This window comes from Paenibacillus sp. SEL3 (assembly GCF_054602585.1).
Map to the genome: position 1 here is coordinate 4,842,096 of NZ_CM137725.1, position 13,533 is coordinate 4,855,628.

The 13,533-nt window shown below is 46.3% G+C and carries 15 protein-coding genes and 1 pseudogene; 14 read left to right on the plus strand and 2 right to left on the minus strand.

The genetic code is table 11. From position 1 onward, the window contains the following. Window positions 1-144: 144 nt before the first annotated feature. Window positions 145-504: a phage holin family protein gene (locus tag ACYCS5_RS22320; RefSeq protein WP_029516484.1), complete on the minus strand. Its 360-nt coding sequence runs from the start codon at window positions 502-504 to the stop codon at window positions 145-147. Window positions 505-653: 149 nt separating this feature from the next. On the opposite strand from ACYCS5_RS22320, the gene ACYCS5_RS22325 reads away from it, so the two are divergent. The 4 genes from ACYCS5_RS22325 (at window position 654) to ACYCS5_RS22340 (ending at window position 5,626) form a co-directional block, all read left to right on the plus strand. Continuing rightward, window positions 654-3,023 (plus strand): endonuclease MutS2, encoded by a 2,370-nt coding sequence (locus ACYCS5_RS22325; protein ID WP_459760143.1) that lies wholly within the window; start codon window positions 654-656, stop codon window positions 3,021-3,023. Window positions 3,024-3,081: 58 nt separating this feature from the next. Continuing rightward, a complete protein-coding gene (locus tag ACYCS5_RS22330; protein ID WP_013309402.1) occupies window positions 3,082-3,495 on the plus strand; it encodes a DUF350 domain-containing protein in 414 nt (137 codons plus the stop codon). A gap of 54 nt (window positions 3,496-3,549) precedes the next feature. Further along, complete coding sequence (locus tag ACYCS5_RS22335) at window positions 3,550-4,257, plus strand: hypothetical protein (protein WP_459760144.1); 708 nt, start codon at window positions 3,550-3,552, stop codon at window positions 4,255-4,257. Window positions 4,258-4,372: 115 nt separating this feature from the next. Then, window positions 4,373-5,626 (plus strand): MFS transporter, encoded by a 1,254-nt coding sequence (locus ACYCS5_RS22340; RefSeq protein ID WP_069012839.1) that lies wholly within the window; start codon window positions 4,373-4,375, stop codon window positions 5,624-5,626. A 75-nt stretch (window positions 5,627-5,701) separates the two neighbouring features. Here ACYCS5_RS22340 and ACYCS5_RS22345 read toward each other — a convergent pair whose 3' ends face one another. Next, a complete protein-coding gene (locus tag ACYCS5_RS22345; protein ID WP_342425859.1) occupies window positions 5,702-6,940 on the minus strand; it encodes an NAD(P)/FAD-dependent oxidoreductase in 1,239 nt (412 codons plus the stop codon). A 114-nt stretch (window positions 6,941-7,054) separates the two neighbouring features. On the opposite strand from ACYCS5_RS22345, the gene ACYCS5_RS22350 reads away from it, so the two are divergent. From ACYCS5_RS22350 to ACYCS5_RS22395, 10 genes and pseudogenes are all read left to right on the plus strand, one after another. After that, entirely contained in the window at window positions 7,055-7,291 is a 237-nt protein-coding gene (locus tag ACYCS5_RS22350; RefSeq protein ID WP_013370103.1) for a hypothetical protein, read from the plus strand. Window positions 7,292-7,323: 32 nt separating this feature from the next. Continuing rightward, window positions 7,324-7,710: a spore coat protein gene (locus ACYCS5_RS22355; protein WP_069012837.1), complete on the plus strand. Its 387-nt coding sequence runs from the start codon at window positions 7,324-7,326 to the stop codon at window positions 7,708-7,710. Window positions 7,711-7,853: 143 nt separating this feature from the next. Further along, entirely contained in the window at window positions 7,854-8,354 is a 501-nt protein-coding gene (locus ACYCS5_RS22360; protein WP_069012836.1) for an Lrp/AsnC family transcriptional regulator, read from the plus strand. A 12-nt stretch (window positions 8,355-8,366) separates the two neighbouring features. Beyond that, window positions 8,367-9,578, plus strand: a complete 1,212-nt coding sequence (locus tag ACYCS5_RS22365; protein WP_029516491.1) for an aminotransferase class I/II-fold pyridoxal phosphate-dependent enzyme — start codon at window positions 8,367-8,369, stop codon at window positions 9,576-9,578. Between the two features lie 113 nt (window positions 9,579-9,691). Then, window positions 9,692-9,898: an aspartyl-phosphate phosphatase Spo0E family protein gene (locus ACYCS5_RS22370; RefSeq protein WP_069012835.1), complete on the plus strand. Its 207-nt coding sequence runs from the start codon at window positions 9,692-9,694 to the stop codon at window positions 9,896-9,898. A 101-nt stretch (window positions 9,899-9,999) separates the two neighbouring features. Then, window positions 10,000-10,569, plus strand: coding sequence for a type 2 periplasmic-binding domain-containing protein (locus ACYCS5_RS22375; protein ID WP_069012834.1), 570 nt, complete (start codon window positions 10,000-10,002; stop codon window positions 10,567-10,569). An 18-nt stretch (window positions 10,570-10,587) separates the two neighbouring features. Continuing rightward, window positions 10,588-11,151 (plus strand): cob(I)yrinic acid a,c-diamide adenosyltransferase, encoded by a 564-nt coding sequence (locus tag ACYCS5_RS22380; protein WP_029516494.1) that lies wholly within the window; start codon window positions 10,588-10,590, stop codon window positions 11,149-11,151. Window positions 11,152-11,172: 21 nt separating this feature from the next. After that, window positions 11,173-12,126 (plus strand): annotated as a pseudogene (locus ACYCS5_RS22385) (RluA family pseudouridine synthase); the annotation flags it as partial. A gap of 12 nt (window positions 12,127-12,138) precedes the next feature. Beyond that, window positions 12,139-12,504, plus strand: a complete 366-nt coding sequence (locus ACYCS5_RS22390) for an arsenate reductase family protein (protein ID WP_141695545.1) — start codon at window positions 12,139-12,141, stop codon at window positions 12,502-12,504. A gap of 72 nt (window positions 12,505-12,576) precedes the next feature. Beyond that, complete coding sequence (locus ACYCS5_RS22395; protein WP_080710677.1) at window positions 12,577-13,473, plus strand: 5'-3' exonuclease; 897 nt, start codon at window positions 12,577-12,579, stop codon at window positions 13,471-13,473. Window positions 13,474-13,533: the final 60 nt, after the last annotated feature.

Genomic DNA, 13,533 nt, shown 5'->3' on the forward strand with positions numbered 1-13,533 from the left:
TTATACATGTAAGGCAATCCCCGGCTGCTCATCGCCGGGGATTGTTTGTTTATTGTATCCACTCAGAGGTGTAAATGACAAAAAGCTGTCCTTTGGCAGATGAATTCTGCTTCGGGACAGCTTTGCCAGAAGCGATTACTGAAATTAATTCCCGTTTTTGCGACCGGCTTCAAACGGTGTCGATACCGGAATGAACAGGTCGATAATCCCGATAACCAATGCAGCGAGCAATGCACCCAGAACGGAAACACTGACATGAGCGACGACATATTGAGCGACCCAGATCACCAGAGCGCTCACAAGAAAACCTACGATACCGCGTCCAAATGGGGAGACGCGTCGACCAAACACCGCCTCGACGATATAGCCAATCAAGGCAATGACAATGGCTAGGATCAGCGCGCTCCAAAAGCCGCCTACACTAAATCCGGGAACGATCCAGCTTACGACCATCAGCACCAGAGCGGCAACGATGAAACGTACAATGTGCCCGAGAATGCTCACGGAATAACCTCCTTTGTTTTTTGAATCAGGGTTAGACAAAGGTTAGTGTGTGGCATGAAGAGCTTTCTTATGTGTAAAACAGAGTTGGCAAATAGCGTAAGTTTGCTGCTTTCGGTATAATATAGATATAAGTGAAAGGAGTAGTGAAGTTGGACTCTAAAATTTTCAAAACCCTTGAATATCAAAAAATTCTAAATAAACTAAGTCACTATGCCCAAACGGCAACGGGACAACAGACAGCCCTTCGGCTACAGCCCAGCGATGATTTGGAGCATATCAAGAAAATGCTGAAAGGTACGGATGAGGCCTATGCTGCTGATCGCCTCAAAGGAGTGCCTTCATTTAACGGAGTAGTGGATATCACTCCGGCGGTGAAGCGTGCCCGTATTGGTGGAACATTAAGCCCGCATGAGTTGCTTGGCATTCGGACAACGGTTCAGGCCGCACGCCGTATACAAGTATACGTGACAAGTTTGCATGAAGAAAATCCTGTCGAAACATTGCTGTATTGGAGTGAGCAGCTTTCGGAGCAGAGAGGTTTAGAAAACTCCATCAAAGGCTGTATTGACGAAAATGCAGAAGTGTTGGATTCTGCCAGCACAGAGCTTTCACAAATCCGTCGGGAGCTGCGCTCGGGAGAAGTGCGTATTCGTGAGAAGCTGGATTCCATGATTCGTTCCTCAACTGTATCCAAAATGCTTCAAGATCAGTTGATTACGATTCGTGGAGATCGGTTTGTGATCCCGGTTAAGGCCGAATACCGTTCTTATTTTGGCGGAATTGTTCATGATCAATCCGGGTCAGGTGCAACATTGTTTATCGAGCCTGAATCTATCGTAGCCATGAACAATAAGCTGAGGGAAACAAGGCTGAGAGAAGAGCGTGAAATTGAAGTCATTTTACAAAAGCTGACCGCACTTGTCGCAGAACAAGCGGATATGTTGCTGTATGATGTGGACGTTTTGGGCAATCTTGATTTTATTTTTGCAAAAGCGCGTCTCGCCCGTGAAATGAAGGCAACCTTGCCTTTAATGAATGACCGAGGGTACTTGAAGCTGAAAAAAGGCAGACATCCTCTAATTCCGTTGGAGCAGGTCGTTCCCATAGATGTGGAGCTGGGCAATTCATACACCTCCATTATCGTTACCGGACCGAACACAGGGGGGAAAACCGTTACCCTGAAAACCATTGGCCTGCTTAGTTTGATGGCGATGTCTGGACTGTTTGTACCTGTCGAGGATGAAAGCCAGCTGTGTGTATTTGATGCAATCTATGCTGATATTGGTGACGAGCAGAGCATTGAGCAAAACTTAAGTACATTTTCCAGCCACATGACCAATATCATTAGCATCCTGAAAAATATGACGCCCAAAAGTCTTGTATTGCTTGACGAAGTGGGGGCAGGAACGGACCCCGCGGAAGGTTCGGCTTTGGCTGTGTCCATTTTGGAGCATATACATGCCATGGGTTGCCGTATGGTTGCGACGACTCACTATAGTGAATTGAAGGCGTATGCCTACGAGCGTAAAGGAATTATTAATGCAAGCATGGAGTTTGATGTCGCTACATTAAGCCCGACTTACCGCCTTCTGGTCGGTGTCCCCGGACGAAGTAACGCATTTGCCATTGCCGAGCGATTGGGATTGCCAGGGCGCATTTTAGACTATGCCCGTGGTGAGGTAACAGAAGAAGACCAGCGCGTTGAGCACATGATTGCGTCACTGGAGCAGAACCGTTTGACAGCTGAGCAAGAACGGGAAAAAGCGGAGCAGTTGCGTAAAGAAATGGAAGCATTGCGTAGCCGTCATCAGATGGAGCTGGATAAGCTGGAGTCCCAACGGGACCGTATGCTGGAAAAAGCTGAGGATGAAGCAAGAGTTCTCGTGGATAAGGCTCGTAGCGAAGCTGAGAAAATCATTACTGATTTGCGTAAATTGGCTCAGGAAGAAGGGGCTTCGGTTAAGGAGCACAAGCTGATTGCAGCTCGCAGAGAACTGGATGAGGCTGAACCGAAGCAACGCAAGAAAAGTACTGTCAAACGCCCGGCCGCTACGCGTACTCGTTCTATCATGGCTGGCGATGAAGTATCCGTTCACAGTCTGAATAAAAAAGGCCACGTGGTTGAACTGTCCGGTACCAAGGAAGCTGTGGTTCAATTGGGGATCATGAAGATGAAGGTCAGTCTGGATGATCTGGAACTACTGCAACCTGCCCAAACAACGACTCCAAGAGTTCAAAAACCAGTCACTGGCGTTAAACGGACACGGGATGATAACGTACGAAGTGAACTTGATCTTCGGGGGGCGAACGTGGAGGAAGCCTTGATGGAAGTGGACCGCTTCATGGATGAAGCGTTTCTGGCCAATCTGGGTCAGGTACACATTATTCATGGCAAAGGTACGGGTATTCTGAGAACCGGTATTCAGGAGTACCTCCGCAAGCATAAACATGTGAAAAGCTACCGTATCGGTAATTACAATGAAGGCGGCACAGGCGTAACCGTTGCTGAATTGGAATAGCTATGGGTTGCCGGCTTTGCTCGGGAACGCTTGGTAGAACGGGAGGGACGAAGTGAAGATGGCGATTGATGAATTGCTGTCACATCCGTTGGGGATGATGCTGGGTTATTTCTCGGTGGCGGTGCTGGAGCTAATTGTATTTTTGTCGTGTTTTGAGCTGGTAACCCGCTATAAATGCTGGGAAGAGATCAAGCGCGGCAATGTTTCAGTAGCCATGGCTACGGGAGGGAAAATGTTCGGTATTTGCAACGTGCTCCGCTTTGCAATGGAAGCCAAATCCAGCGTGTACGATACGATGATTTGGTCGTTCGTTGGCTTTTTACTGCTACTTGCGGCGTACTTTCTTTTTGAGTTTCTGACACCGGTATTTTCTATCGATCAACAGATTAAAGAGGATAACCGTGCTGTCGGCTTGTTCTCCATGATTATTTCAATATCGTTATCTTATGTGATCGGTGCCAGTGTAACTTGACACATCCTGTATACTAGAGCTTGGTATACGCTTGGAACGGAAGGATGATAAAGCTTGGAAATGACTATTTGTCCATGGTGTAACATGGAAATTATTTGGGATGAAGAATTGGGCCCTGAGGAAGAGTGTCCCTATTGCCATAATGATCTGAAAGGTTACTCTGACATCACCGATGATGAAGAGGAGTCTGTTTCTCCACCTGTTCATAGACATGCCGGCGAGCATGGACATGAAGAGACAAAATATGATCATTCGGCTTCTGTAACCCCGGTACCACACTCTCATGGAAAAGAAGACCTGAAGGGTTATCGTACATTGAGTATTCAGCTCGGTGATGAAGAGGAGCAGGATATTTTATATGAGGCAGAGGATGAAATCGTAGTTGATAAACCAGTTGATGCACCGTTGTTGCAGGATAATGAGCTTCATAAGCTGCCTGTGCTGCATACTTTGCAAAAATTTGAAGAAAGCGGTGCGGATCTGATGGCTTATGAACAAGGCGCTGAACAAATACTCGACAGACAAGATGAGGTTCTTGAATGCTTCCAATGTGGAGAATACATGCTGCATGCGGGTTCGCAAACCGTAACTAGAGAAGGCTTTGAACCGTCGATGTCGCCAGCACTTGGCAAACCTGTTCTGGACTTGCCATTCGTCTTGAATGTTTATGTTTGTCCTAGCTGTTTTCATGTCCAGCACACATTGTCAGAGAATGACCGACTGCGGATGCTGGAGAAGCTCAGCGGTATTTCCAACAATTAAATAGCAATCCCCCGGATAGGCTCAAGCTCAATACGGGCATCTTAATCGAAGAAATCTTTGAACAAGCTGGCTTGAAATAAGCTGATTGGTGATTTTTCGGTTAGGGGGAACTGCATTGAAATCAAACCTGAACGGACAATCCATTCTGCTATTAAGCTTGAATGGATTGTTTGTGTTTGCAGCAGCATTGTCAGGCACATTTCTCAACGTATATTTATGGAAGAGCAGGCAGGATTACGCGATGATTGGCTGGTTTAATGTCAGCCAACAAATTGCGCTGGGAATTATGGTCTGGGTGGCTGGGAAATGGGTCAAGGAACATAACAAAATGAATGCCCTGCGCGTGGGGACAGCACTGTCCGGTCTGTTTTATTTAATCGTGTTATATACGGGACCGCAGGCTGTAAACTACATATGGCCGCTCGGAATGTTATTGGGTGCAGCATTAGGTTTATTCTGGCTGGCGTTTAATGTCATTTTTTTCGAAGTCACAGATCAGGCAAGTCGCGATCATTTTAACGGATGGGTCGGTCTGCTGGGTTCGTTTTCCGGTATCGTGGGTCCTTGGCTGTCTGGTTGGATTATTGCTCGTATGGAGGATGATGCGGGTTATCGAGTAATATTCAGTATTTCCTTAGCTTTTTATGTCGTAGGAGTGGTACTTAGTTTCTTTCTTCGCAAGCGTAAGCCGACAGGAAACTACAATTGGAAGGAGCCTAAGCAACGATTGTCACAAAAAGGGAGCATGTGGCGTCCCTTGTCGTTATCGCTTGTTACCCAGGGCATCCGTGAAGGGGTTTTTGCCTTCCTGATTACGCTGCTCGTGTATGTAGCTACTCAACAGGAATGGAAGCTGGCACAGTTTTCACTTATCACCTCGGCGGTTTCATTTTTCAGCTTTTGGGCTGTCGGAAAATGGCTCAAGCCACACTATCGCTCGGCTGGTATGCTATTGGGTGCTGTATTGTTGGTGATTGCGCTGTTACCCTTATTATGGCGTATGGAGTATATCACGCTACTGATTATGGGGATCGGCACCGCTATATTCCTGCCCTTGTATTTAATTCCTATGATCTCAGCGAGTTTTGATTTAATGGGTACGAGTGAAGGAGATGCGAATCAGAGAGTGGAACTGGTTGTACTGCGTGAACTGTGCTTAATGGTAGGCCGGTTGACCGGGACACTCATTTTCTTGGGCGTCCTAAGTATCAGCAAGGCTCCTACAGCGATGATTTGGTTGTTGATTGGACTTGCATTAATGCCAGTGATCGGCTGGTTTTTTATGCGAAATGTGCTGAAGATGGAACAGAAGACAAAGCGAAGCAATTCTCATTCCCATGCACAACGCTGGCGCAAGCAAACGGAATAACAGGAAAATTCGATACAAAAAGAACCTCAGAATTCACTTATATAGGCGAAAGGAGGTTCTTTTTGTATTCATATGTTAAACCATTGGTTTTGTTGCTTCTGGCGAGGGTTTGGTCGTACGGGTCAGAGAATACAGCTCCATTTCAGGTCGGTGTGTGCCCGTCAGTTCATCAGCCAATAGCTGTGCGGCCATCATATTCGTAACCGTCCCATTTCCCCCGTAACCCTCCAAGAAATAGCAGTTTGGAAAACGCGGATGTGGACCAATATACGGCAAGCCGTCGTGAGAGGAGCCGAATACAGCCGCCCAAGCGTAGTCGATCTGAAATGGCACACTGGGAAAATGCTCCTGTAGTGCTTGCAGCAGCTTTTGTTGTTGGTGTAGTAGCCTGATTTCACGTTGGTTGGCGTCCAATACAGGTTCATCCAAACCACCAATAATGATACGTCCTTCCGGTGTGGAGCGCATATATAGATAAGGACGGGCCGTTTCCCAGATCAGACACTGCTCATGCCACAAGGGAGCATCTCCGATTGGATTGGTGGCGATAGCATAAGAGCTTTGCAGAACGGCTCCCTGATCGGTTTTAATCTCTTGTGTTTCATAACCCGTTGCAAAAATGATTTTTTTCGCTCGGATCATTCCACCGCTGGTATGACAAACGACTTCATTTTCATTGAATTCAAAATGCTTGGCTTCCGTATGCTCATATAGGCGTACACCGAGACGGCTGGCGGATTGCAATAGTCCTTGGGCAAACAAAAATGGATTAACCTCAGCATCTTCGTGTGTGTACAAGGCTGCCGGTTTTCGAAAAGGAAATCGGGTAGCCACTTGTTGCTCATCCCAGTACTCCACTGGAAATCCAAACCGGGTTAGCTGTTTGTACTCTTCCTGAAGCACCTGTACATCTTCTAGTGTACTTGCATAGTACAGGCTGCTTCGCCGAATAAAGGAAGGGTCTGTATCCAGTGTGGCAGCCAGCTTATCTAACTGATCTAGTGCATCCTTGCACATGCGGTAAAACAGTACACCGTTCGTTTCACCAAACGTATTGATGAAAGAGGTTAAGGTCTTGTCATTGCTGTATTGCAGCAGGCCAGTATTGGCCGAAGAGCTTCCAGTTACCAGTTTGCGTTTGTCAATAACCACGGTGTCTACCTGTCGTTCTCCCAATAACCGGGAGCAGATGGCCCCCCCCATCCCTCCCCCGATGATCAATACATCACAATTTAAATCCTCTGCCAAAGGCGGAAAATCCAGCGCCTGCTCCAATGTATTCGGCCAATATGTATTCCCGCTTATCAACTCCATATAAAATAGCACTCCTCATAGGCAATATGTAGTATTTCTTATGTGTACATAGTATTTCGCCAAACGGACAAGATAACCAGCGTGCAACAAAACTTTTAAGGAGGCACAGAGATTATGCAATCTACGAACATGCAACCCCTGTCAGGCAAAGAGCTGGAGTACATCGTGGACTCCATCTCCAATGAAGAACTACTACTCAAACAATGTGCGGCCACAGCGGCGTCTATTCAGCACCCAGCCATCCAACAAGCCTGTTTACAACTGGCAAGAACTCATGAGCACCACTTGAATCTGCTTTCCAATGCCCTGCAACAGCATCAGCAGCTTGCTCCAATGCAACCGCAGCAGTAATTATGGATTACCAATAAAGGAGGTATGACAGAATGTATTCACAAAACAATATGTCATTTATGCCCGAAGAAGATTTGCTCTATACCATTCTTGCTGATATGAAACGTACAGTGCGCGAATACACAACGGCGACGACAGAATCCAATTGTCCGTCTGTGCGTCAGATGTTCACCGACCTTACGAATGATACATTGCGTCTGCAAGGTGATTTGTATCATCTGATGAGCCAAAATAATATGTACGCCACTCCAACTAAAGCACTGCGCATCGATTTGGACAAACAGATTCAAGAAGCTCGCAAGACCCAACAAGAATGCCAACAGTTCATTCAGCAAAAGTCGACATCCGCGGGAGTATATGGTCAATCTATGCACCAGCAAGGCCAGTCTACACACCAAAACAACCCTTATTATATGTAAACGGGATTTTCTGTTTTTGAAGCAGATTCCCATAACAGCCGTCCACCTGCCGGGTTTACCGGAGTGGACGGTTTTTCTTTGCAGGTTTAAAGTGCGTATTGTATGATGTATAGTAATCTCTTTCGATGGAGGCCTTATGTAGAATGACAGAGCTGAATGAATTGAAATTAAAAGTGCTGGAATTGTTAAAAGAAGATGCAAGAAGAACACCGACTTTATTGGCTACTATGCTGGGGGTTGACGAGCAGGATGTACGCATCTCAATGAAAGAGCTCGAAGACCAACACGTGATTGTCAAATATGCCGCTGTAGTTAATTGGGACAAAGTCGACGACGAAAAGGTTACCGCTTTGATCGAAGTGCAAATTACACCCGAGCGTGGAAGAGGCTTTGAAGGGATTGCAGAACGGATTTATTTGTATCCGCAAGTTAAATCGGTCTATCTCATGTCCGGAGCATACGATTTGCTGGTAGAGGTTGAAGGCCGCAATCTTCGTGAGGTCGCTAACTTTGTGTCGGAGAAACTGTCGCCTATTGATTCGGTCTTGTCTACCAAGACTAATTTTACGCTTAAAAAATACAAGCAGGACGGAATTATCTTTGAGGACCATCAGGAAGATAATCGTCTGATGATTTCGCCGTAAAGGAAGATCATGATGAATCTCAAAACAGAAGCATTTACCGACAGTAACAAAGCTATGAGTTCCTATTTGTCCCCGTTGGTGCGCGAGATCCCATCTTCGGGTATTCGTAAGTTTTTTGACTTGGTGGGTGGCAACAAGGATATTATTACCCTTGGTGTAGGCGAACCGGATTTTACAACCCCTTGGCATATGCGGGAAGCCTGTGTCTATTCATTAGAGCGAGGTTTTACCAGCTATACGTCTAATGCGGGAACGCCAGAACTGCGTGAAGCGATCAGTGATTATCTGAATGAGCAATTTGAAGTCCGTTATGATCCTAAAAATGAGATTATCGTGACCGTTGGGGGAAGCGAGGCGATTGATCTTGCTTTGCGTGCGTTAATTGTACCTGGCGACGAAATTCTCGTGCCCGAACCGTGCTACATTTCATATTCTCCAATCACTGCAATTGGAGGCGGGATTCCGGTAGGTATTGAAACCTTTGCTAAGGATGAATTCAAGCTGACGGCTGAGGCGCTGGAGGCAAAAATTACACCTAAATCCAAGGTGCTGATTTTATGCTATCCGAGCAATCCAACTGGGGCTACGATGACTTATGAAGATTGGCTTCCGATTGCCGAAGTCGTGGAAAAGCATGATTTGATCGTCATTTCTGATGAAATTTATGCTGAATTGAATTATGGAGAGAAGCACGTCAGTTTTGCGGCTATGCCTGGTATGATGGATCGTACAATTCTCGTCAGTGGTTTTTCCAAAGCCTTCGCCATGACAGGTTGGCGTATTGGATATACATGCGGACATCCCGATCTGATTGCCGCTATGCTCAAAATCCATCAGTACACCGTAATGTGTGCGCCTTCTATGGGGCAAGTTGCGGCACTGGAAGGGTTGCGGAATGGTTTGGGTGAGAAAGATCGTATGGTAGAAGCCTATAATCAGCGTCGCCGTCTGATGGTTGAAGGGTTTCGGGAAATCGGCCTGGAGTGCCATGAGCCAAGAGGGGCTTTTTACGTTTTCCCTAGTATTCAAAGCACGGGACTCAGCTCAGATGAATTTGCACAGCGTCTTTTGGCAGAGGCTAAAGTTGCGGCTGTACCAGGTAATGTGTTCGGTTTGGGAGGCGAAGGCTATCTTCGTTGCTCATACGCGACTTCTGTTGCTCAGCTGACGGAGGCACTGGATCGGATTGGTCATTTTGTAGAAAAAGTAAGAAAAGAAGGTTAAAATTATTTTTTTATGGGTAATTCATAAAAAATAGTCTTTTATTTCTAATTTCTATGCTATAATTTGAAATCGATAGCAGGAAGTTCAATTTTTCAATTGTAGGAGGAATGCTCATGTCATATGTTGGATTTAATTCGTCTAGTTCAATAGGATACGACATTTCTCTGGAAGATGAAATTTTGTTCCTGCGCAATGAGATGATGCGGACGTTTCAGAAAGAGCAGTCCTTCACCTCTGATCTTGTCATCGAGATCAGTTGCAAGCTCGATTTGAAAATCAATGAATATATGAAGCTGTATGGTACGGAATGCAAGGTTTAACTGTGTGAAGTCAGCCAAATGTAAGAAGAAGGCCGTCGAGCCTTCTTTTTTTGCGTTCACAACTTATGATATATTAATGGCATGGAAGAGGGGGCGTACATATGAGAGCGGGGCTAAAAAGGCTATCGCCGTGGATCATCGGAATGCTGACACTTGTATTATTGGCTGGATGTGGGGGACGGGACAAGGACAGCTTCTCCATTTTTATTATGGATAAAGGGGATGCTTCAGTCATCCGTGAGGAGCTGGCACAAAAGCTTAAGGATAAGCTGGGCGAACAGGCTCCGACTATTGAGATTTCAGTCAGTCCGCTGTATAACCAGCAGAAGCTGGTTGTAGAATATGCGGCCGGGGAGCATGATCTGTTTCTTTTGCCGGAAGAGGACATGAAGCTGTATGGACAGAATGGTTCGAATCTGCCGTTAGATGATGCTTTTGACAAGAAGACGTATGCCCGGGGCGTGTTCGAGGGCGGCGTATTTAAGAAGAAGGGGCAGGAGGAAGAAGGAACAGATGTGAGCAAGGAAACTCATTTGTTCGGAATTCCGGTGGAGCAGATGAAGATGTTTAAGGAGCTAAAATATAACTCCAAAACATTATTTGCTACCGTTCCGCCTCGTACAAGCAATAAGGAAGAAGCCATCAAGGTGCTGAAAGCACTTACGGAATGATAAAGGGGATGAAATGGAATGGGAATCTATACTAGAACAGGTGATGAAGGACAAACTTCTGTGATCGGCGGTCGAGTGTCCAAAGATGATGATCGTGTGGAAGCGTACGGAACAATTGACGAGCTGAACAGCTTTGTAGGACAAGCCATCAGCTTTGCCGAAGGGGAAGAGTTTGCGGATATTCGGACTCAATTGGAAGAAATACAGCAGGAGCTGTTTGATTGTGGTTCGGATTTGGCATTTGTTAAAATCAGTGAAAGCAAATATAAGGTGAAGGACGAGCTGGCAGAGCGTCTGGAAGGTTGGATTGATGCATGTCAGGAGGAAAATCCGAAGGTGGAGCGTTTTATTATACCAGGTGGTAGCACATTATCCTCAACGCTTCATGTATGCCGTACGGTTTGCCGACGCGCAGAACGCCGTGCGGTTACACTAGGTAAACATACGGACATCAATCCGGCGGTACGTCGGTATTTAAACCGCCTTTCCGATTATTTCTTTGCCGTCGCTCGCACAGCGAATGTCCGTCAGGGCGTACCCGATGTCGAATATGTGCGCAGCAAAAAAGTGTTCCGCAAATAAGGAGGCAACCGGGAATTTGTGATGAGCTTGTACTATGAACCTATCGTATATACGATCCCTCCGGAGGAGGAGGGCATGCTGTTGAAGACTATTTTACAAAAACGTATGAACATTTCTCGAAAGTTAATATCCAAACTCAAGCTGACCGAGCAAGGTATTATGCTGAACGGGACGCGTGTGTACATCAGCGTAAAGGTGAAATCCGGGGATCGAGTAGAAATTCGCATGGAGCGCGAGCGTTCTGATGATATTTTACCTGAACCCATTCCTTTTGAGATATTGTTTGAGGATGAACATCTGTTAGTGGTGAATAAGGCGGCGGGCATGATTGTCCATCCGACTCATGGTCATTACACAGGAACACTGGCTAACGGGGTTGTGCATTATTGGCAGACCAAGGGGGAGCTGTTCCGGTTTCGTCCTGTTCATCGTCTTGATCAGGAGACGACGGGGGTGCTGGTCGTAGCCAAAAATCCATATGTACACCAGCATATTTCTGAACAGATGATTGCGGGAACGGTGGATAAGCGCTATACGGCTCTGGTGCATGGGCGCCCTGAGCTGCAGGAAGGTAAGGTAGACGGACCGATTGACCGCAACCCGGATGATCCGCATTTGCGTATGGTGACTCCGGATGGTTATCCTGCCCTTACGCTGTATAAGCTGGAGGAAGTGTGGAACGGGGGAAGCCGTATCGGACTAAAGTTGGAATCCGGGCGTACGCACCAAATTCGAGTGCATATGACTTATATCGGCTGCCCGTTGATCGGAGATAAAATGTACCGGATTACACCTGATGATGCTGCGCAACGTGAGCGATATGATCAGCTTGATGTCAAGATGCCTCGACAAGCCTTACATGCTTCAGAGCTGTCCTTGGTGCATCCTGTGACCGGGGAGCGAATGACGTTTTGCGCTCCTCTACCGGACGATATGGCTGAAATGCAGGAGCTTTTAAGAGAAAACCAAATGGAGGTTAAACTAGCGATGAGCCAACTGAAAGTATATCAGTATTCTAAATGCAGTACCTGCCGTAATGCAGTGAAATGGCTGCAAAACAAGGGGCATGAGACGGAACTGATTCCTATTTTTGAACAGCCGCCCGGCCCGGAGGAATTGGAAGAATTGATTCGCAAAAGCGGGCTGGAGCTGAAAAAGTTTTTCAATACTAGCGGTGAGGTGTACAAAGAGTTAAAGCTGAAAGATAAGCTGGGAGACATGAGCCGTGAAGAGCAAATTTCGCTTTTATCCTCAAATGGAAGATTAATCAAACGCCCGATTGTAACCGACGGTAACAAAGTAACGGTAGGGTTCAAAGAGGAAACATTTGAGGGCACATGGGGAGCTCAATAACGCCCAATTTACCCCCACGATATGTTATACTGTGGGGGTTAAATATTATGATGAATGGGAGCAATACAATCTGTGACACAACGCAATGAACAATCCGTAATGCTGGTTGACGGCATGGCCCTGCTATTTCGCGCTTATTATGCAACCGCCGCAAACGGTTATATCCGTCGTACAAAAGCTGGGGTGCCAACGAACGCCATATATGGTTTTATTCGATATTTTTGGGATGCAGTCCAAACGTTTAATCCTACACATGTTATTTGTTGCTGGGATATGGGCGGAACGACATTCCGTGGGGAACATTTTGCTGCGTATAAAGGAAACCGAGCCGACGCACCCGATGATTTGATTCCCCAATTTACATTGATTCGTGAAGTGACGGACAGCCTCGGCATTCCCAACATTGGAGCGGAAGGCTTTGAAGCCGATGATTGTATCGGTACGCTTGCACGCCATTATTCGCAAAATGAGGACATGGATGTAATGATTCTCTCGGGAGATCATGATTTACTTCAATTAGTGGATGATCGGACACGGGTCATTATTATGAAAAAAGGCCACGGCAATTATATGGTATACACCCCGGAGACCCTGCTGACTGAAAAAGGACTTAAGCCACGCCAAGTGGTGGATCTTAAAGGCCTGATGGGGGATGCAAGCGATAATTATCCAGGAGTACGAGGTATTGGTGAGAAAACGGCACTCAAGCTGGTGCAGGAATACGACTCTATTGAGGGCATTCTGGAGAATCTGGATCAATTAACACCATCGGTCCGCAAAAAAATTGAGAGTGATTTGGATATGCTGCATCTTTCACGCAAACTCGCTGAAATTCACTGTGGTGTACCTGTAGCATGTGCTTTGGATAGTTGTCTGCTGACGTTGGATCACGTGCAAATTGTAGACAAGTTTGAGCAGCTTGAAATGAAAAGCTTGTGTACATTGATGGGTGTCGCAACCGGATCATAATGAAGCTATTAGGCTTGGTACGACAATTTAAGTAAAGTAAGTTATATAGGGATGCTGAGG

Bases quoted from the DNA above. Each gene is read 5' to 3' on its own strand.
- ACYCS5_RS22330 (WP_013309402.1), top strand. From the start codon at position 3,082: ATGGCGATTGATGAATTGCTGTCACATCCGTTGGGGATGATGCTGGGT.
- ACYCS5_RS22345 (WP_342425859.1), bottom strand. From the start codon at position 6,940: ATGGAGTTGATAAGCGGGAATACATATTGGCCGAATACATTGGAGCAG.
- ACYCS5_RS22350 (WP_013370103.1), top strand. From the start codon at position 7,055: ATGCAATCTACGAACATGCAACCCCTGTCAGGCAAAGAGCTGGAGTAC.
- ACYCS5_RS22355 (WP_069012837.1), top strand. From the start codon at position 7,324: ATGTATTCACAAAACAATATGTCATTTATGCCCGAAGAAGATTTGCTC.
- ACYCS5_RS22360 (WP_069012836.1), top strand. From the start codon at position 7,854: ATGACAGAGCTGAATGAATTGAAATTAAAAGTGCTGGAATTGTTAAAA.
- ACYCS5_RS22365 (WP_029516491.1), top strand. From the start codon at position 8,367: ATGAATCTCAAAACAGAAGCATTTACCGACAGTAACAAAGCTATGAGT.
- ACYCS5_RS22370 (WP_069012835.1), top strand. From the start codon at position 9,692: ATGTCATATGTTGGATTTAATTCGTCTAGTTCAATAGGATACGACATT.
- ACYCS5_RS22375 (WP_069012834.1), top strand. From the start codon at position 10,000: ATGAGAGCGGGGCTAAAAAGGCTATCGCCGTGGATCATCGGAATGCTG.
- ACYCS5_RS22380 (WP_029516494.1), top strand. From the start codon at position 10,588: ATGGGAATCTATACTAGAACAGGTGATGAAGGACAAACTTCTGTGATC.
- ACYCS5_RS22390 (WP_141695545.1), top strand. From the start codon at position 12,139: ATGAGCCAACTGAAAGTATATCAGTATTCTAAATGCAGTACCTGCCGT.